This is a genomic window from Streptomyces albospinus (assembly GCF_014648695.1).
GTDB classification, from domain to species: Bacteria; Actinomycetota; Actinomycetes; order Streptomycetales; family Streptomycetaceae; genus Streptomyces; species Streptomyces albospinus.
Genome location: NZ_BMRP01000001.1, coordinates 214,989 through 233,418, shown reverse-complemented (window position 1 = coordinate 233,418; position 18,430 = coordinate 214,989). Strand labels below are relative to the sequence as shown.

General features: G+C 73.4%; 16 protein-coding genes, 2 tRNA genes and 1 pseudogene. 7 read left to right on the top strand and 12 right to left on the bottom strand.

What is annotated here, in order from left to right; all coding sequences use genetic code 11:
* Positions 1 to 58: 58 nt before the first annotated feature.
* The 7 genes from IEZ17_RS01210 to IEZ17_RS01180 form a co-directional block, all read right to left on the bottom strand.
* The gene (locus tag IEZ17_RS01210) at positions 59 to 1,054 is read right to left on the bottom strand and encodes a tetratricopeptide repeat protein (protein ID WP_189295392.1); all 996 of its coding nucleotides are present in this window, start codon (positions 1,052 to 1,054) and stop codon (positions 59 to 61) included.
* Positions 1,055 to 1,368: 314 nt separating this feature from the next.
* Entirely contained in the window at positions 1,369 to 2,670 is a 1,302-nt protein-coding gene (locus tag IEZ17_RS01205; RefSeq protein ID WP_373299709.1) for an HD-GYP domain-containing protein, read from the bottom strand.
* The gene (locus IEZ17_RS01200) at positions 2,667 to 4,064 is read right to left on the bottom strand and encodes an HD-GYP domain-containing protein (RefSeq protein WP_189295390.1); all 1,398 of its coding nucleotides are present in this window, start codon (positions 4,062 to 4,064) and stop codon (positions 2,667 to 2,669) included. The genes IEZ17_RS01205 and IEZ17_RS01200 overlap by 4 nt, the downstream gene beginning before the upstream one ends.
* Positions 4,065 to 4,226: 162 nt before the next feature.
* The gene (rsrA, locus tag IEZ17_RS01195; protein WP_189295388.1) at positions 4,227 to 4,634 is read right to left on the bottom strand and encodes a mycothiol system anti-sigma-R factor; all 408 of its coding nucleotides are present in this window, start codon (positions 4,632 to 4,634) and stop codon (positions 4,227 to 4,229) included.
* Positions 4,631 to 5,335, bottom strand: a complete 705-nt coding sequence (locus tag IEZ17_RS01190) for a sigma-70 family RNA polymerase sigma factor (protein WP_189295385.1) — start codon at positions 5,333 to 5,335, stop codon at positions 4,631 to 4,633. Before IEZ17_RS01190 ends, rsrA begins: the two co-directional genes overlap by 4 nt.
* Positions 5,336 to 5,648: 313 nt before the next feature.
* Positions 5,649 to 6,296 carry an alpha/beta hydrolase family protein gene (locus IEZ17_RS01185; protein ID WP_189295383.1) on the bottom strand — a complete coding sequence of 216 codons (648 nt, stop codon included), beginning with the start codon at positions 6,294 to 6,296 and terminating at the stop codon, positions 5,649 to 5,651.
* 56 nt (positions 6,297 to 6,352) lie between these two features.
* The gene (locus tag IEZ17_RS01180; RefSeq protein WP_189295381.1) at positions 6,353 to 7,183 is read right to left on the bottom strand and encodes an SOS response-associated peptidase; all 831 of its coding nucleotides are present in this window, start codon (positions 7,181 to 7,183) and stop codon (positions 6,353 to 6,355) included.
* Between the two features lie 35 nt (positions 7,184 to 7,218).
* Between IEZ17_RS01180 and IEZ17_RS01175 the strand changes: the two genes are divergently transcribed.
* From IEZ17_RS01175 to IEZ17_RS01160, 4 genes are all read left to right on the top strand, one after another.
* Positions 7,219 to 7,932 carry a M50 family metallopeptidase gene (locus tag IEZ17_RS01175; RefSeq protein ID WP_189295379.1) on the top strand — a complete coding sequence of 238 codons (714 nt, stop codon included), beginning with the start codon at positions 7,219 to 7,221 and terminating at the stop codon, positions 7,930 to 7,932.
* A 200-nt stretch (positions 7,933 to 8,132) separates the two neighbouring features.
* The gene (gene aroA, locus IEZ17_RS01170; RefSeq protein ID WP_189295377.1) at positions 8,133 to 9,500 is read left to right on the top strand and encodes a 3-phosphoshikimate 1-carboxyvinyltransferase; all 1,368 of its coding nucleotides are present in this window, start codon (positions 8,133 to 8,135) and stop codon (positions 9,498 to 9,500) included.
* Positions 9,501 to 9,514: 14 nt separating this feature from the next.
* Positions 9,515 to 10,522, top strand: a complete 1,008-nt coding sequence (gene rsgA / locus IEZ17_RS01165) for a ribosome small subunit-dependent GTPase A (RefSeq protein WP_189295375.1) — start codon at positions 9,515 to 9,517, stop codon at positions 10,520 to 10,522.
* 120 nt (positions 10,523 to 10,642) lie between these two features.
* Positions 10,643 to 10,966 carry a DMT family transporter gene (locus tag IEZ17_RS01160; RefSeq protein ID WP_189295373.1) on the top strand — a complete coding sequence of 108 codons (324 nt, stop codon included), beginning with the start codon at positions 10,643 to 10,645 and terminating at the stop codon, positions 10,964 to 10,966.
* A 171-nt stretch (positions 10,967 to 11,137) separates the two neighbouring features.
* Here IEZ17_RS01160 and IEZ17_RS01155 read toward each other — a convergent pair.
* A pseudogene (locus IEZ17_RS01155) lies at positions 11,138 to 11,659 on the bottom strand (TetR/AcrR family transcriptional regulator); the annotation flags it as partial.
* Positions 11,660 to 11,845: 186 nt separating this feature from the next.
* On the opposite strand from IEZ17_RS01155, the gene hisN reads away from it, so the two are divergent.
* Positions 11,846 to 12,649, top strand: coding sequence for a histidinol-phosphatase (gene hisN, locus IEZ17_RS01150; protein ID WP_189295371.1), 804 nt, complete (start codon positions 11,846 to 11,848; stop codon positions 12,647 to 12,649).
* A 201-nt stretch (positions 12,650 to 12,850) separates the two neighbouring features.
* Complete coding sequence (locus IEZ17_RS01145; protein WP_189296160.1) at positions 12,851 to 13,252, top strand: CBS domain-containing protein; 402 nt, start codon at positions 12,851 to 12,853, stop codon at positions 13,250 to 13,252.
* Between the two features lie 232 nt (positions 13,253 to 13,484).
* Here IEZ17_RS01145 and IEZ17_RS01140 read toward each other — a convergent pair whose 3' ends face one another.
* On the bottom strand, positions 13,485 to 14,948 hold the full coding sequence (locus IEZ17_RS01140; RefSeq protein WP_189295369.1) for a catalase: 1,464 nt from the start codon (positions 14,946 to 14,948) through the stop codon (positions 13,485 to 13,487).
* A 161-nt stretch (positions 14,949 to 15,109) separates the two neighbouring features.
* On the opposite strand from IEZ17_RS01140, the gene IEZ17_RS01135 reads away from it, so the two are divergent.
* Positions 15,110 to 15,529 (top strand): Fur family transcriptional regulator, encoded by a 420-nt coding sequence (locus tag IEZ17_RS01135; protein ID WP_189295366.1) that lies wholly within the window; start codon positions 15,110 to 15,112, stop codon positions 15,527 to 15,529.
* A gap of 519 nt (positions 15,530 to 16,048) precedes the next feature.
* Here IEZ17_RS01135 and IEZ17_RS01130 read toward each other — a convergent pair.
* The 3 genes from IEZ17_RS01130 to IEZ17_RS01120 form a co-directional block, all read right to left on the bottom strand.
* Positions 16,049 to 16,122 (bottom strand) — tRNA-Met (locus IEZ17_RS01130).
* Positions 16,123 to 16,254: 132 nt separating this feature from the next.
* The gene (locus IEZ17_RS01125; protein ID WP_189295364.1) at positions 16,255 to 18,108 is read right to left on the bottom strand and encodes a tetratricopeptide repeat protein; all 1,854 of its coding nucleotides are present in this window, start codon (positions 18,106 to 18,108) and stop codon (positions 16,255 to 16,257) included.
* Between the two features lie 207 nt (positions 18,109 to 18,315).
* Positions 18,316 to 18,389 (bottom strand) — tRNA-Met (locus tag IEZ17_RS01120).
* Between the last annotated feature and the right edge of the window lie 41 nt (positions 18,390 to 18,430).

Sequence of the window (18,430 nt, the reverse complement as noted above, 5' to 3'; positions counted from 1 at the left end):
ACGCCTTCCTGAAAACCCCGATAGTCGCCGTACAGCCTACGGCGACACGCTCCGGCTCTCAGCAGACCTCTTCAAGATCGCGCCATTCCCGGCTGTCCGGGCTGTCCGCGACCCAGCCGTCCAGCAGGCCGCGCACCAGGGCGGCGGGCGCCGCGATCCCGCACTCGCGCTCCGGCACCCACAGCGAGCCGGAGCCGGCCGTGCGGTGCCCCAGCGGCCCGGGGTGGCCCGGTTCGCTGTGGTCGTGCGGGTCCAGGTGCTCGCCGTCTCCCTCGTCGCTGGGCATCCGGCTCTCCGAGCACGTACGGCACAGCAGCCGCACCGACGACGACCAGTCCTCGGCGGCGAACCCGGCGTCGGCCGCCAGCCGCTCCAGCGCGTCCCGGTCGGCCTCCGTGGCGGCCTCCAGGAGCACCACCCAGGTGGGCACCGGGGAGGGCGCCCACAGCTCGATCTCGTCGAAGACCGGATACGCCCGGCCGGCGCCGCCGGCCGCGGTGATCCGCTCGCCGTGCGGGACGCCGTCGTGCAGCACGACCTCGCCCCAGCGGCGCCCGGAGGACGGCAGCGGGATGGAGAGCACCTCGATACGGGCCGGGTCCAGCCGGCGCCCCCAGACCACCTCGGCCTCGCCCTCGGGTGACAGCCGGACCGCGGCGCTGCCCAGCGCCATCCCCAGCGGCTCACCGGTCGGGGAGCCCTCGCCGGGGACCTTCAGGCCGTACGCCTGCCAGGCGCGGCGGGCCAGCGGCCAGTCCTGGAGGGCGGTGGCGGCGATGCCCACGTTCCACCAGTCGGGCGCCCCGGTCTCGCGGTCCAGCAGGGCGACCGCGCGCAGCCCGGCGGCCCGCGCCTGCTCCCAGTCGTGCCGGAACTTGTGCAGCAGCGCGAGATTGAACCAGGACTCCGACAGCCAGGGCTCCATGTCCGCCGCGCGCGTCAGCAGCGCCCCCGCGTCCTCGTAACGGCCGTCGCCGATCAGCGTGAAAGCGCGGTCGGTCGCCTGCCGCCACGAGGCGGAGGGCCGGTGCCGTACCTTGCCGAAGATCCTCACGATTCCCGCCTGCTGGTTGCTCTTGTGCCGCTCCGGAGGCGTCCCGGGCGGTGCCCGGGGCCTTCTGGGGGCCCACTCGACAACCTGCCACAGATTGCCGTCGGGCTCAGCCCGGTGTGCTGCGCCCCCCTAGCGGCTCCTTGCCCTTCGCCGACCCCCTGAATCCCCCTTCGGGGGGCTTCCTTCGCATCCAACCATGCCCATCTCGCAGGCCGCTCATTACCCATGGGTTCCGTGACGGTGGACGGGCCGCGAACGCTCCGCGGCGGGGCGCCGCGAACGCCCCGTTCCGCGCCCCGCGCACGGGTTCGGGCTCAGCCCGCCCGGCCGCCGCGCGCCAGGACCCGGGACAGCGCCTCCACGACCCGCGGCTCGTGGTCCTGCGCGGTGGCCAGCCGCAGCCCCTCCAGGGCGCGCAGCGGCGCCCCCGGCCCGGCGGAGCGCGCGGCGAGATCGTCGTAGGCGTTGACGGTACGGACGATACGGGCGGTGACCGGCTGCTCCCGGAACGGATCCGCCTGCCGCTCGACGATCACCGCGACCTCCGAGGGAACCCCGGTCTGCCGCACGACGGCGCCGCCCAGCAGCGCGATCCGGCGCTGTTCGGCGGGCGGCAGCGGAGCGGTGGCACCGCCCGGCACCGGGTCGACGAGCGAGAGCTGGCCGATGTCGTGCATCAGCGCGGCGTATTCGAGGACGTCCAAGTCCGGTGCGCTCAGCCCCAGTTCACGGCCGACCGCGCGGCTCAGCGCGGCGACCCGGCGGGCGTGGCCGTGCGGGGTGTAGCCGGCGATCTCGGTCGCGCGGGCCAGCGAGGCGATGGTCTGGCGGTAGGTGGCGCGCACGTTCGCGTACCGGCGGAACGCGAACTGGGTGAGCAGCAGCGGCAGGCAGAACACCGGCAGCGCCCACAGCCCGGCGACCGCGGTGGCCAGCGCCATGACCACGCCCGTGGCGCAGATGGCCGATCCGATCCCGGGCAGCGCGCGCAACTCGTCGCGCAGCAGCGGCCCGTACGGCCAGCCGGTACGGGCCCGGGCCAGCGCCGCCGCCAGCACCGCGTCGCACAGTGCGGTCAGCGCCAGCAGCCCGACCAGGAACAGCGGGCAGAGCGGACCGGTCGCACCCCAGGTGCGCAAGGTGCCGGTGTTGTAGAGGGGTTGGAAGCAGGTGGCGGCGAAGCCGACGGTCAGCACCCGGCGGGCGAGCGGATCGAGCGCCGGGCTGCCGCCCCGTACGACATACGGGACGAGTCCTACCAGACCGGCCGCCACCACCACCGCCACGGTCTGCGGTACGCCATGGCCCGTCGGCCGCCCGCCCGCCTCACCGAGCAGCGCGTACGCCAGCGCCCCGGCGGCGCCGAGCGGTGCGCCCTCCCGCTGGCCGGGGAGAAGGGGCGCCGCGAAGCGGCTCGTTGAGGGGCGGTGGTCGGGCGAGGGGCCGGCCCGCTCCGCGGGGTGGCGGCGCACCACCTCGCCCACCGCGATCAGCACACCGAAGGCCAGCGCGTTCCCGGGCTCGGCGACCCCGCCCCAGAGGGTCCGGGCGAGGCCCCAGCAGGCCAGCGCGGCGGCGGGTACGTAGACGCAGGCGACGGTGCGGCGGCCGGTCACCGGACGCCGCCCTGCCCGGCGCCCGGCCGGGGCGCCCGCGCCGGCGGGACGTGTCCGCCGGCCACCGGGAGCGCCGGGTCCGGCTCCTGTGCCGCCACCTCGTCCGGGCGCCAGCCGTGCCGGTCGAGCGCCGCCGCCAGCGCCCGGACCATCCGCGGGTCGAACTGCGCCCCGGCGCACCTGCGCAGCTCCGCGACGGCGGCCGGCACCGGGCGGGCGCGGCGGTAGGAGCGGGTGGAGGTCATCGCGTCGAAGGCGTCCGCGACCGCCACCACCCGGGCGAACTCCGGGATTTGACGGCCCGTCAGTCCGTAGGGGTAGCCACGGCCGTCCACCCGCTCGTGGTGGTGCAGGATCGCCGCCCGCGCCTCGCCAAGGAAGCCGATGCCGCGCACGATCTCGTGCCCGTATTCGGGATGCAGCTCGATGATCCGCCGCTCCTCGGGGGTCAGCGGCCCGTCCTTGCGCAACAGCCGCGTGGGCACGCCGAGTTTGCCGACGTCGTGCAGGATCCCGGCGAACCGCAGCACCTCCAGCCGGCTCTGCGCCATGCCCAGCTCCCGGGCGATCATCACCGACGCCCGGCCGACCCGCTCGCTGTGCCCCCGGGTGTAGCGGTCCTTGATGTCGACAGCCTGGACGAGGGCGCGGATGGTGGCCTGGTGGGCGGCGCGTTCGCGGTGGTACTGGGCGAACACCCAGCAGGACAGGTACACCGGCAGCAGCACCAGCAGCGCCGCCGGCGGCCCGTACACGCTGCGCCAGAGCACCGCCATCATCAACCCGGCCAGTCCGTGCACCAGATGCGGCCCCAGCGAGCGGGTCAGCAGCCCGCGCCAGGCGCTGCCTACGGGGTGCCGCTCGGCGACCGCGAGCACCCCGCCGTCCAGGGCCGCGAGCACCCCGCAGAACGCCACGGAGGCGGCCACGGCGGGCAGCAGCAGGAGCGGGAAGCGCGGCGCGGACAGCGGGTGGGGGCCGAGGGCCCGGAAGACCTGGGCGGCCGTCCAGCAGGCGAGGGCGAGTTCGGCGGCGTGCCAGAGCCGGCGGGTGGCTGGCCAGGGTGCGGCGGCCGGGGCGAGCAGGGCGCCCGGGACGGCGGTCAGCGCGGCCAGCGGCGGGGGCAGCAGCAGGGCTCCGGCCAGCAGGACGGGAGTCGCCCACCCCGGGGGAAAGGTGCCGGACTCCTCGCCTGCGCCGCCGGCACGGCGCCGCAGGCCGTCCGCCAGCGGGCAGCGGCGGAGGCGTTCGCAGAGCCCGTACAGCGCGGCGAGCGCCAGGGCGCCGGTCCAGGGGGCGGCGGCGCCGAGCCGCGGCGCGGGGGCCGCGCACAGTGCAGCGGCCAGGGCGGCGCAGCCGATATACACCCGCGCGGTCACCGGAAGTTCCCGCATCGCGCCCTCCTCACCCTGCCCAGCGCACGCCCCGCCACGGCCGCGACCGCGGTACGCGGGGGTTCGGCGAGAATAGAGGGGCTGGGACGCCGGAGAGGGCGCATCAGCGGATCGGGCGGGACGAATCGCCCCGCCCCTCACCCCATAGGGTGATGCGCGGCGTTATTCGGCGCGCGCGGACCTGGTGCGTGCTTCGGTCTTCGCGGCGGGCTCGGCCGCGTCCGCGTCGGAGCCTCCCGACGCCTCCGCCGCCTGCTCCCGCCGGGCCTGTTCGTGCCGGGCCTGGTCGAGCACGCTGACCTCGGGCACGGCCTCCCCGGCCCGGATCAGATCGATCCGGCCCATGACCTTGGAGCGCAGGTCGGAGGGGACGTCATCGTGGCCGCAGCAGCGCTTGACGAGCTTCTTGACGGCCTGCTCCAAGCCGTACTTCTCCAGGCACGGCGAGCATTCGTCGAGATGGACCTGGAACTCCGCGCACTCCCCCGCCGGCATCTCGCGGTCGAGATATTCGTAGAGGTGGTCAAGGACCTCTGAGCAGTCCTTCTCGTGCGGCTCTCCGCAGCTCATGATCCCGAGCCTTTCCGGTCGTGCGGCTCCGACGCCGGCGCGGACTGCGTCTCCGCAGCCGTCGCCCCCGCCGGGACCAGCCCGCGCTCGCGGGCGTAATCCTCCAGCATGCCGCGCAGTTGGCGACGGCCGCGGTGCAGACGGGACATCACCGTGCCGATAGGTGTCCCCATGATGTCCGCGATCTCCTTGTACGCAAAGCCCTCGACATCCGCGAGATAGACCGCGATGCGGAATTCCTCGGGGATCGCCTGGAGCGCGGCCTTCACGTCCGAGTCCGGAAGGTGGTCGAGCGCCTGCGACTCGGCGGAGCGCAGACCCGTCGACATGTGCGACTCGGCGCGCGCCAGCTGCCAGTCCTCGATCTCGTCGGCGGCGCTGCGCTGCGGCTCCCGCTGCTTCTTGCGGTAGGAGTTGATGAAGGTGTTCGTGAGGATGCGGTACAGCCAGGCTTTGAGGTTGGTCCCCTCCCGGAACTGATGGAAGGATGCATACGCCTTCGCGTACGTCTCCTGCACCAGGTCCTCCGCGTCGGCCGGATTGCGCGTCATGCGCAGCGCGGCGGAGTACATCTGGTCGAGGAAGCCGAGGGCGTCCCGCTCGAAGCGCGCATTGCGCTCGGCGTCGCTCTCCTTCCGACCAGCGGTCTGCTCTCCCGCCGTGCCGTCGGTCCCTGCGTCGGTTCCGGTGACCGGACCCACCTCCTCCAACCCCGTGGCGGATCCTGCCGCGGACCCACTCGATTCGGAGAATAGACGACGATCCGGTGCCGCCGCCGTTCCAGCGAGGGCGGGCTGTGCCACCTGCATCGGCGACCACTTCAGGTCGGCGGCCGGGCGGGCCGGGCAAGCGATTCCCATGCGGCGGACTCCCATTCCTCGTGCTGCGCTGGACGTACTCCACTGCCTACGCCAGGCACAACAGCGGTCGCGGCCCGGATCATTCCCGGTCCGCCGCGGGATTTCCGCGCAGGTCCGGCGGGGTCCGGCCCTCTGGGAGCGCGCCCCGGGCCGGTCAGCCGAACATGCCGTCCAGCCACGCCACCACCGCGTCGGTGAGCTGTGCCATCGACTCCGCCTCGGTCACCCCCGCCGACTTCGCCACCGCGAAGCCGTGGTCGCCGTGGGCCACCTCGGTGATCTCGGTGCCCGCGGGGAACTCCGCCGGCCGTCCGAACGGGTCCCGGCCGCCCTGGACGACCAGCGTCGGCACCCCGGCGCCCGTCAGCTCGTCGGCCCGCGACTTCTCCGGCTTCCCCGGCGGGTGCAGCGGGAAGCTCAGCGCCAGTACGGCATGGGCGCCCAGCTCGCGCGCCGTACGGCAGGCCACCCGGGCGCCCGCGCTGCGACCGCCGGCGACCACCGGCAGCCCCGGCTTCTCCAGCGCCGGCCAGAGCGCGGTCCACCCGGTGTCCAGCGTCTTCGGCGCGGGCGCCAGCTTCTTGCCGGCCACCCGCCACGGCTGCTCGACCAGCGCGACCGTGTACCCGCGGGCCGGCAGCGCCGCCGCCAGGGCCCGCAGGTCGCGGGCCTCGATGCCGCCGCCCGCGCCGTGGCCGACGGCGACCACGGCCCGGGACGGCTCGGCGTCCCGGTACCAGGTGATCCGCGCGTCGCCGGCCGGCGTGCCGACCGTCTCGCTCTCGTTCGCCCCTGTGCTCATACGCCCATCCTGCCCGCGGCGTGCCGGTAAGGGCAGCGCAGCGCGCCCCGGGCCCCTCAGAACAGCGTGCCGACCTCGGGGCCGTCGAGCTCGGTGACCAGCTCCGGCCCGTTGTTGCGGACGTTGCTGACGTCGGTCGGGACGGGATGGGCCCGCATCAGCCCGGCCGGCGGGGGCGCCAGCAGCTCGCGCACCTCGTCGGGGTCGGTGCGGGCCGGGTCGAGCCAGGCGTCCCAGCGGTCCGGGGGCAGGACCAGCGGCATCCGGGGGTGGATCTCGGCGAGCGACTGCGGGCCCTCGCCGCCGGTGGCCCCGGCGAGCGGCGTGGTCTCGGCCTCGGTGGTGACGACCGTGCAGGTCACCCACCACGCCAGAGGGTGGTCGCCGGGCAGCGTGCGGTCCCGCCAGAACTCGTACAGCCCGGCCATCGCCATCACGGACCCGTCCGCGGGCGTCACGAAGTACGGCTGCTTGCGGGGCCGCTTCTTCCTGCCCTGCTCCTCCAGCTGCCGCTCCGCGGCGGCGGTGACCCACTCGAAATAGCCGTCTCCGGGGAGCAGGCAGCGGCGGGTGGCGAACGCCTGCCGGAAGGACGGCTTCTCGTGCACCGTCTCGGCCCGTGCATTGATCATCTTCGCCGCGGCCTCGGGTGATTTCGACCACGACGGGACCAGGCCCCACTTGAGCGTGCGCAGCTGGCGCACCGGGCCCGGCGGGAAGTCGGTGGCCGCCTCGCCCTTGAGGGGACGTTCCAGTACCGCCTGCACGTTGTCCGTCGGAGCGATGTTCCAACTGGGCGCCAGGGTCTCCTTCGGGTCCCACTGCTGTACGTCGAAGATCCCCGCCAGGTCCTCGGGGCGACGACTCGCTGCATACCTACCGCACATGCATGCCACACTGCCATGCCACACGAAGGGGAGACATGGACACCCACCACATCACCGACGTCTGGGACCGGGTCTTCGGGGCCCAGCCCGATCCGTCCTTCTGGCTGGTGATCGTCACGGGCGTGCTGGCCCTCGGCGCCGTCGTCCCGCGCACCGCCTGGCTGCTCTCGCGGAACGCCGTCACCATCGCCCACGAGGGCGGCCACGGGCTGATCGCCCTGGTCACCGGCCGCCGCCTGGACGGCATCCGGCTGCACTCGGACACCTCGGGACTGACCGTCTCCCGGGGCAAGCCGCACGGCCTGGGCATGGTGCTGACCGCCGCGGCCGGCTACATAGCCCCGTCCCTGCTCGGCCTGGCGGGCGCCGCGCTGCTCGCCTCCGGGCACATCACGGCCCTCCTGTGGGGCGCCACCGCGCTGCTCCTGGCGATGCTGGTGATGATCCGCAACGCGTACGGCGTGCTCACCGTCGTCCTCGCGGGCGGCACCTTCCTCCTGGTCTCCTGGCTGACGACACCGCAGGTGCAGGCGGCGTTCGCGTACGCGGTGGTGTGGTTCCTCCTGCTGGGCGGTGTACGGCCGCCCTTCGAGCTCCAGGGCAAGCGGCGGCGCGGCGGCGCCGTGGACTCCGACCCGGACCAGCTCGCCCGCCTGACGCATGTCCCGGCGGCCGTCTGGCTCGGGTTCTTCCACGTGGTGACGCTGTGCTCCCTGATGGGCGGCGGGCGCTGGCTGCTCGGCCTGTGACCGGACGGCGCCCCGCGGCGGGCGGCGCCGTCCGGCCGCCGGTAACCCGTATTCCGTACGGTTTCCGTACGGCTTCCGTACGGCGGTGGTGCCCCGTATATGCCTCTGGCCTGTGGGTGCACTACCAGCGCCATGTTTCGTACAGGTTGCGCCGCTTTTGATCAAGATCGGCACCCTTGCCCAGCCATTAAAGTAAGGGCATGACCGAGAGCCCCGCACTCCCCGCCCTGTGGCCCGCCCCCCTCGCCTCGGGGGCGGTCGATGCAACCGTCACTGTGCCCGGCTCGAAATCGGTCACGAACCGCGGTCTGGTCCTGGCCGCCCTCTCCTCCGAGCCCGGCTGGCTGCGCCGCCCGCTGCGCTCCCGCGACACGCTCCTGATGGCCGAGGCGCTGCGCACCATGGGCGTCGGCATCGAGGAGACCGCCTCGTCCAGCTCCTCCAGCTCTTCCGGCTCCGCCGACGCGGCCGGCGGCGAGGCCTGGCGGATCATCCCCGCCGGTCTGCACGGCCCGGCCACCGTCGACGTCGGCAACGCCGGCACGGTCATGCGCTTCCTGCCACCGGTCGCCGCGCTCGCCGACGGCCCCATCCGCTTCGACGGCGACCCCCGCTCCTACGAGCGCCCGCTGGGCGGCGTCATCGACGCGCTGCGCGCCCTCGGCGCCCGGATCGACGACGACAACCGCGGTGCGCTGCCGATGACGGTGTTCGGCGGCGGCGCCCTGGAGGGCGGCAGGGTGGAGATCGACGCCTCCTCGTCGTCCCAGTTCGTCAGCGCCCTGCTGCTGTCCGCGCCGCGGTTCAACCAGGGCGTCGAGGTCCGCCACGTCGGCGCGGCGCTGCCCTCGATGCCGCACATCCGGATGACCGTCGACATGCTGCGCAGCGTCGGCGCCCAGGTGGACACCCCGGAGGCGGGCGGCGAGCCGAACGTCTGGCGGGTCACCCCCGGCGCCCTGCTCGGCCGCGACCTGGTCGTCGAGCCGGACCTCTCCAACGCCCAGCCCTTCCTGGCCGCGGCGCTGGTCACCGGCGGCCGGGTCACCATCCCGGACTGGCCCGAGCGCACCACCCAGCCCGGCGACGCGCTGCGCGAGATCTTCACCGCGATGGGCGGTTCCTGCGAGCTGACCGACCAGGGGCTGACCTTCACCGGCAGCGGCCGGATCCACGGCATCGACGTCGACCTCGGCGAGGTCGGCGAGCTGACCCCGGGCATCGCCGCGGTCGCCGCGCTCGCCGACTCCCCCTCCACGCTCCGCGGCGTCGCCCACCTGCGGCTGCACGAGACCGACCGGCTGGCCGCGCTCACCAAGGAGCTCAACGAACTCGGCGGCGATGTCACCGAGACCGCCGACGGGCTGCACATCCGGCCGCGCCCGCTGCACGGCGGGATCTTCCACACCTACGATGACCACCGGCTGGCCACCGCCGCCGCGGTCATCGGCCTCGCCGTCGAGGGCGTGGAGGTGGAGAACGTCGCCACCACCGGCAAGACCCTGCCCGACTTCCCCGCCCTGTGGACGGACATGCTCGATCCGGCGGCCCCCGCCCGGAGAGCCTGAGGACAGCCGCCGCCATGCGCCGCTACGGCAAGAACCCCGATGAGGACGACGTCCGCGTACGCCCCAACCGCAAGGGCAACCGTCCCCGTACGAACATCCGCCCCAAGCACGAGGACGCCTGCGAGGGCCTGGTCCTGACCGTCGACCGGGGCCGCCTCACCTGCCTCATCGAAGGCCGTACGGTCACCGCGATGAAGGCCCGCGAACTGGGCCGCAAGAGCGCGGTGGTCGGCGACCGGGTCGCGGTGGTCGGCGACCTGACCGGCGCCAAGGACACCCTCGCCCGGATAGTCCGCGTCGAACCGCGCACCTCGACGCTGCGCCGTACGGCCGACGACGACGACCCGTACGAGCGGGTGGTGGTCGCCAACGCCGACCAGCTCGCCATAGTCACCGCGCTCGCCGACCCCGAGCCGCGCCCGCGGCTCATCGACCGCTGCCTGGTAGCCGCCTACGACGCGGGCCTGGACCCGCTCCTGGTGCTGACCAAGTCCGATCTGGCCTCCGCGGACGCCCTGCTGGAGTCCTACGGCGCGCTCGGCGTCCCGTACGTCGTCACCAACCGCGACGAACTCACCGACGGCACCGCCGCCGACCGCGTCCGGGAGAAGCTGACCGGGCGGATGACGGCGTTCGTCGGGCACTCCGGCGTGGGCAAGACGACCCTGGTCAACGCCCTGGTCCCGGAGCGCCGCCGGGCCACCGGCCATGTCAACGCGGTCACCGGCCGCGGCCGGCACACCACCACCTCCGCGCTCGCGCTGCCGCTGCCCGGCGACTCCGGCTGGGTCATCGACACCCCGGGCGTACGGTCCTTCGGGCTGCACCACGTCGACCCGTCCCGAGTCATCCACGCCTTCCCCGACCTGGAACCGGGTACCGACGGCTGCCCGCGCGCGTGCAGCCACGACGAGCAGGACTGCGCGCTGGACGGGTGGGTGGCAGACGGGCACGCCGAACCGGCCCGGCTCTACTCGCTGCGCCGCCTGCTGGCCACGCGGGAGCGACGCGAGGGCGACTGATCGCCGCAATCCGCTGCCACCCCTCCGGGCCGCGGGCATAATCACACCGAGGCCGGGCCCGTACCCGGCGGAGTGGTCACCTGGCTGAAGCGGTCATCGAGCTGACGGAGGCAACGGGACATGGCGTGGCTGCTGGTCGTGGTGGCGGGGATCCTGGAGACCGGCTTCGCGGTCTGCCTCAAGCTCTCGCACGGCTTCACCCGCCTCTTCCCGACCACCGCCTTCGCCGCGTTCGCACTCGGCAGCTTCGGCCTGCTGACGCTGGCGCTGCGCAAGCTCGACGTGGGCCCGGCGTACGCGGTCTGGACCGGCATCGGCGCGGCCGGCACCGCGATCTACGGCATGGTCTTCCTCGGCGACCTGGTCTCCACCCTGAAGATCGTCTCCATCACCCTGGTCATCGTCGGGGTCATCGGGCTCCAGCTGTCGGGGTCGGCCCACTGACGCCGGACGGCCACCCGACCGTCCTGGTCCGGCCCCCGCGCCGCGCCCCGGCAGCCCCGCGAACGCACCCCGCACGAGCCGGTTCACCGCCTCGTTCCCCGGCTCCCGGGGCGGCCACTGCCAGGGCAGGGGTACGCGGCCCGGCGCCTGCCCGGCGGAACCCGGCCGCGGGTCCGCGCCGTCCGCCGGGGCGACCACGCAGGACAGCGTCAGCCGGGCCGCGGTCTCGCAGGCGGCACCCAGGGCGGGCAGTTCCTCGCGCGGCCAGCCGGGCTCCAGCGCCGCGACCGCCCGGTCCCGGAAGCAGCCGACGAGCTCGGCGGGACCGTCCGGCAGGGTCGGCAGCCGGTCCGCCCAGCACCCGGTCAGCACGGCCCTGACCAGCGGGTTCACCCGCGCCGTCCGCAGCGTCCAGGCCGCCGCGGCGACCACCCGCCCGGCCGCGTCACCCGGCGGCCCGGCGGCCACCGGCCCATCCGGGGCGAGCGCCCGCTCCACCCCGGCCAGGTAGGTGTCGGTCTCCCGGCGCACGAGGGCGCGCGCGAGCCCCTCCTTGCTGCCGAACTCGTTGTAGAGCGTCTGCCGGGACACCCCGGCCGCGGCTGCCACGTCCACCATCCGCACCGCCGACCAGGCGCGGGCCAGCAGCGCCGCATAGGCGGCGTCCAGGAGGGATTCACGTGCCGAGGGCATCCGTCACCTCCCCGGTCCGGGGCCTGAAGCAGCTGCTCCCGCACAGAATTGACGCGACGTCAGGAACTGTCAAGGGCCGCTGCGGGGACCGTCCGGGGGAGCTTGCGCGCCGCACCCGCGGATACCACCCGTAGGGCCCGGCATGGCCGTGTGGATCCCGCGTATACCAGTAGATACTGTTCGCACATGCCCGACTATCACGATGATCTTCGCCTCGGTCATGTCCTCGCGGACGCCGCGGACGCCGCGACGATGGAGCGGTTCAAGGCCCTCGACCTCAAGGTCGAGACCAAACCGGACATGACGCCGGTGAGCGAGGCGGACAAATCCGCCGAGGAGCTGATCCGCAGCCAGCTCCAGCGCGCCCGGCCGCGGGACGCGGTGCTCGGTGAGGAGTTCGGCAGCGAGGGCTCGGGGCCGCGCCGCTGGATCATCGACCCGATCGACGGCACCAAGAACTACGTCCGCGGGGTGCCGGTGTGGGCGACACTGATCGCCCTGATGGAGCGCGGCGAGGGCGGCGACCGCCCGGTCGTCGGCATCGTCTCCGCCCCGGCCCTCAACCGCCGCTGGTGGGCCGCCGAGGGCCTGGGCGCCTTCACCGGCCGCAGCCTGACCTCCGCGACCCGGCTCACCGCCTCGCGGGTCGGCCGCATCCAGGACGCCTCGTTCGCGTACTCCTCGCTGACCGGCTGGGAGGAGCGCGGCAAGCTGTCCGGCTTCCTCGACCTGTCCCGGGACTGCTGGCGCACCCGGGCCTACGGGGACTTCTGGCCGTACATGATGGTCGCCGAGGGCTCGGTGGACATCTGCGCGGAGCCCGAGCTGTCGCTGTGGGACATGGCGGCCTGCGCGGTCGTCGTCCAGGAGGCGGGCGGCCGGTTCACGGGACTGGACGGCCGGCCCGGCCCGCACAGCGGGAACGCCGCGGCCTCCAACGGGCTGCTCCACGAGGACCTGCTGAGCTACCTCGGCGACACCCGGGGCTGACGCCCGGCGACCGGTCCGCGGCCCGCCGTCGCCCGGATCCAGGCGCTGACCTGCGAAGGGGCAGATGTTCGGACTGGTGTCCAACATTTGCCCCTTGTTGCATCAACCGGAGCATGTGAACATGAGAATCCCCCAGTTTGTGAACTTGTGAATCACTTCGCAATGTCACATGCACCAAGGAGGTGGCTCCACTCCATGCCCATGCTCGTCAAAGACGCCATGAGCACGGTGGTCCTCACCATCGGGCCGGCTCACACCCTCCGCCAGGCGGCACGGCTGATGGCGGCCCGCCGCATCGGCTCGGCCGTGGTCCTCGACAACGACACCTGCGGCATCGGCATCCTCACCGAGCGCGACATCCTCAACTCCCTCGGCGCGGGCGAGAACCCCGACCGGGAGACGGCACAGAGCCACACCACCCCCGACGTGGTCTTCGCGACACCGGACTGGACCCTGGACGAGGCCGCGGAAGCCATGGTGCGCGGCGGCTTCCGCCATCTCATCGTCCTCGACGACCGCGAACCGGTCGGCGTCGTCTCGGTCCGCGACATCATCCGCTGCTGGTCGGACGTCCCGGTGCGGGCGGCCCCGATTCCCGCCTGAGGCCGCAGGCCGGGCCAGCACAACGGCCTGCGGCCGGACCGGCACAACCGCAGGCCGCCAGCACAGCCGCAGGCCGGGCCGGCGCCGCACGCGCCGCCCCCGGGCGCACGAAGAGGCCGGAGCCCCATGGCATCCGGCCTCTTCGGCTCTTACGGCAAGCGGCAGTTGAGCGGCCCCGCGGCGCGGACCGCCCCCGCGTCAGCGGCGGCGATCCGGCCGTGGAGCGCTCCTGCTAGCCGCGCAGGGCCTGGACCTCGGCTTCCAGCCGCTTGCCGTAGTCCGCGTCCGCCTTGCGGAAGTTCTCGATCGCGCGCTGTGCGATGTCGTCGCGGGAGACCTTGGCGATGAAGCCCGCCAGGTTGTCGATCAGGCGCTCCTTCTCGGCCTCCGACATCAGGCGGTAGAGATTGCCCGCCTGCACGAAGTCGTCGTCCTCGGCGTGCGAGGGCGCCGCGCTCTCGCCGGACTCGCCGGTCACCGCGACCGGCTGCCACAGCGGCCGGCCGGTCTCGGCCGGGCCGCCGAAGCTGTTCGGCTCGTAGTTCTTCCGACCGCCGTGACGGCCGTCGTAGAGCGCGCCGTCGCGACCGTGGCTGCGCGCCTCGGTGGCGTGCGGGCGGTTGACCGGGAGGTGGTCGGCGTTGATGCCGACGCGGTAGCGGTGGGCGTCGCCGTACGCGAAGAGCCGGCCCTGGAGCATCTTGTCCGGGGACGGGCCTATGCCCGGCACGAAGTGGTGCGGGGAGAAGATCGACTGCTCGACCTCGGCGAAGATGTTCTGCGGGTTGCGGTTGAGCTCCAGCTTGCCGATCTCGATCGGCGGGTAGTCCTCGTGCGGCCAGACCTTGGTCAGGTCGAACGGGTTGAAGCGGTAGTCGGCCGCGTCGGCCGCCGGCATGATCTGCACCTGCACGGTCCAGGTCGGGAAGTCGCCGCGCTCGATGGCCTCGCGCAGGTCGCGCTGGTGGCTGTCCGGGTCCTCACCGGCGAGCTTGTTGGCCTCGTCCTGGGTGAGGTTCTCGATGCCCTGGTCGGTCTTGAAGTGGTACTTGACCCAGAAGACCTCGCCCGCCTCGTTGTTCCACTGGAAGGTGTGCGAGCCGTAGCCGTTGAGGTGACGGTACGACGCGGGGATGCCGCGGTCGCCGAACAGCCAGGTCACCTGGTGGGTGGACTCGGGCGACAGGCCCCAGAAGTCCCAGACGTTGTCCGCCTCCTGGGAGCCGGTGTACGGGTCGCGCTTCTGGGTGTGGATGAAGTCGGGGAACTTGATGGCGTCCTTGATGAAGAACACCGGGGTGTTGTTGCCGACGAGGTCGTAGTTGCCCTCTTCGGTGTAGAACTTCAGCGCGAAGCCGCGGGGGTCGCGCACGGCGTCCGCCGCGCCGAGGTTGCCTGCGACCGTCGAGAAGCGCAGGAACGTCTCGGTCTGCTTGCCGACCTCGGAGAGGAACTTCGCGCGGGTGTACTTGCTCACATCCGCGGTCACGGTGAACGTGCCGTACGCACCGGCGCCGCGGGCGTGCACGATGCGCTCCGGAATGCGCTCACGGTTGAAGTGCGCGAGCTTCTCGATCAGGAGCTGGTCCTGGATGAGACCGGGGCCGCCGACGCCCGCCGTCTCGCTGTTCTGGTTGTCCCCGACGGGAGCGCCGGACTCCGTGGTCAGCGGTCCGGTGGTGGTCTCTACCGACACATGCGCCTCCTGATGTTTCCGTACACCTGCCCTTGGCTTGCGCCGAACACGATCCTACATTGGACATTGTCCAAGTCAAGAAGTATCCGAAACTCGTACCTGATCCGGCGATGGACCGGTCACTGCTACTCTGGTGTCTATCTGACTGATAGGTGATTGGCATGAGTGACCTGCTGGAACGACTCCGAGGACGCGGCTGGCGGCTGACCGCACAGCGCCGCGTCGTCGCCGAGGTCCTGGACGGGGAGCACGTCCACTACACCGCCGACGAAGTGCACGCCAGGGCGTCCGAGCACCTCCCCGAGATCTCTCGCGCCACGGTCTACAACACCCTCGGCGAGCTGGTCTCGCTCGGCGAGGTGCTCGAAGTGAGCACCGACGGCCGCGCCAAGCGCTACGACCCCAACGCCCATCACGACCACCAGCACCTGGTCTGCTCACGCTGCGGCACGATCCGCGACGTCCACGTCCACGGCGACCCGCTCTCCGCCCTCCCCGAGCCGGAGCGCTACGGCTTCCAGGTCTCCGAGGTCACCGTGACGTACCGGGGCATCTGCCCCGACTGCACCTCCGGCTCCTGACGCCGAGGGCAACCGGCCCCCGTCCGGGCCGCCCCCGGCCGCCCGGAACCGACGCCCCGTCACATCGCCGTCGGTGCACCGCGCGGAACTACTGCGGCCGGGCGCGGGCGAGTTGGAGCCCCGGACGAGCATCGACCGCCGGCCGCGGTGATCTTCCAGGACCGCGGCATCAAGCCCGGCACGGCGTGCGTCGCCGAACCGGCGAAGCCACTGAAGGCCGCCCCGGAAGATCCTGACCTCGGTGAAGATCCCGACCTCGGTGGCGTCGCTCCCGACGGACCGGGAGACCGGCCGGACGGACCGGGAGATCGGGAGATCGGGAGGGCGCCGTCGAGCGGCTGCGGAAGGCGTACGGCGATGCCGGTACCGCGAAGGAGGCGCCGCGGCCGGAGAGCGAACTCGCCGACCGCGCCCGGTGCGCGGAGGCGGCCGGCCAGCGTCCGTGCGGCGGCCCCGGACGACGGCAACGGGAAACGACGAAGGCCCGGATCCTCGAAGGATCCGGGCCTTGGTCTTCAGTAGCGGGGACAGGATTTGAACCTGCGACCTCTGGGTTATGAGCCCAGCGAGCTACCGAGCTGCTCCACCCCGCGTCGTTGTGGCTCAACTCTAACCCCAGCCCGACGACCAGCGCAAATCCCTTCCGGAGCGCAGGGCCCGGCCCCCCGGCCCACCACTGGGCCCCGGGCGCGCCGGGCCCGCCGTACGGCGGGCCCGGCGGGACGCTAGGCGCTCAGCTCCTCCTGGAGCGCCGTCCGCAGCCGCGCCGCCCGCTCCGCGACCTCCGGCGGCCCCAGCTCCACTGCGCGCCCGCACCACTTCTGCGCCTCCGCCAGCGCACCGCGCCGGGCGGCGATCAGCGCCAGCCGGAGCGCCGCCCGGCCGTGGCCGTCCTCGGCGGCGCGCTGCCACCACATGGCGGCCTCGGGGAGGCTGCCTTCGCGGGCCAGCAGCAGCCCGAGGTTGAAGGCGCCGTTGCGGCTGCCGGCCTCGGCCGCCGCGCGGTACCAGGTCGCCGCCTCGACAGCGTCGCCGCGGGCCGCGGCGAACATGCCAACCCGCACCTGGGCACGCCGGTGCCCCTGCCGCGCGGCCCGCTCGTACCACTGCGTGCTCTCGTCGTCCCCGGTCCGGTCGCCGTCCGCGAGCCCGGCGCCGCCCGCCTCCGCGGCCTTGCGGTCCAGGAGGTCGGCGAGCCGGAAGGCGGCCTCGGCGCTGCCGCCGCCCGCCGCGCAGCGCAGATTCCGCTCCGCGTCCGGGAGTTCGCCGTCCCGCAGCTGCACGATGGCGACCTGGAGCGCCGCCTCGGTGTGCCCGGCCGCCGCCGCCCGTTCGTACCAGGAGTGCGCCAGCCGCTCCTCGCCGCGGCCGGCGAACAGGATGCCGAGGTTGAACGCGGCGTCCACGCTGCCCGCTTCGGCCGCCTTGGAGAACCACGGCTCCGCCCCGGAGGCGTCGCCGCGCTGGAGCAGCAGGATGGCCAGCGCGTTGGCGGCCTCGCAGTGGCCCGCGTAGGCGGCCCGGCGGTACCACTGCTCGCTGCGGCCGGGCGAGCCCTGCTCGGCGCACAACAGGCCCAGGTTGTAGGCGCCGTTGACGTCTCCGGCATCCAGCGCGGCGCGGTACCAGCGCTCGGCGGTCTGGAGTTCGCCGCGGTCGGCGTGCAGCGCGCCCAGCGCGTTGGCGGCATTGCCGTCGCCGTCCTGGGCCGCGCGCCGCCACCACTCCGCGGCGCTCTCCTCGTCCCCCGCGTCGCGCAGCAGGAACCCCAGCGCACAGGCGGCCCGCGCCTCACCGTCCTTGGCGGCGGACAGGTACCAGCGGCCCGCCTCCTGGACGTCACCGCGGTCCTCCAGCAGCGCGCCCAACTGGAGCGCGGCCCGCCGGTGGCCGCGCGCGGCGGCCTGGCGGTACCACTGCTCGGCCTCGGCCTGCTGCGTCAACTCGCCGTACGCGGGCACCGCGCGGCGGTCCGTGTCGCGGCCGTCCTCGATGACGCGGGCGAGGCGGTACGCGGCCTCGCGGTGGCCCCGCTCGGCGGCGGCCCGGAACCAGCGCTCGGCGCCGATGTCGCCGCGGTGCTCCAGCAGGTCGGCGAGGGCGTACGCGCCCAGGCAGTGGCCGGACTCGGCGGACTGGCGCAGCCAGTACTCGGCGGCCGGTTCGTCGCCGCGCTCGCGGTAGTGGCGGCCGAGGGCGTGCGCGGCGGCGGCGGAGCCCGCGACGGCGGCGATCCGCCACCATCCGGCGGCCTCGTCGGCGTAGCCCCGCTGGTGCAGCAGGACGCCGAGGTTGTTGGCCGCGGCGCGGTCTCCTGCGGCTGCTGCGGAGCGCAGGTACGGCTCGGCCCCGTCGAGGTCGGCGCGGCGCAGCAGCATCGCGCCCAGTGCGCTCATGGCGGCGGTGTCGCCCGCCTCCGCGGCCCGGCGGTGACCGGTCTCGGTCACCGCGTCCGACGCCTCGGCGGCCTCGACGGCCTCCATCGCGTCCATCGGCATCTCGGATTCGCGCCCGTCGTCGGGCGCATGCACAAACCGGTCCGTCTCCAACAACCTTGCCTTGTCCCCCATAAGAGCCATCGTCGCATCACCTGTAACCCGCGTACACCTGGTATACCGCAGCCAGTGAGGTCACTTCAGCGGTTTGTCGACTTCCCGACACGGCGACATGCCAAACTCAAGCACACAGCTTTCCCACATGGGTCTTCCGACCCGCCTCCGACCAGCTTTGACCCGAACGCATGACGAAGGCCCGGATTCTCAAGGAATCCGGGCCTTGGTCTTCAGTAGCGGGGACAGGATTTGAACCTGCGACCTCTGGGTTATGAGCCCAGCGAGCTACCGAGCTGCTCCACCCCGCGTCGTTGTGCCCCCAACGTACCACGGGGCCGGTACGGGAGTT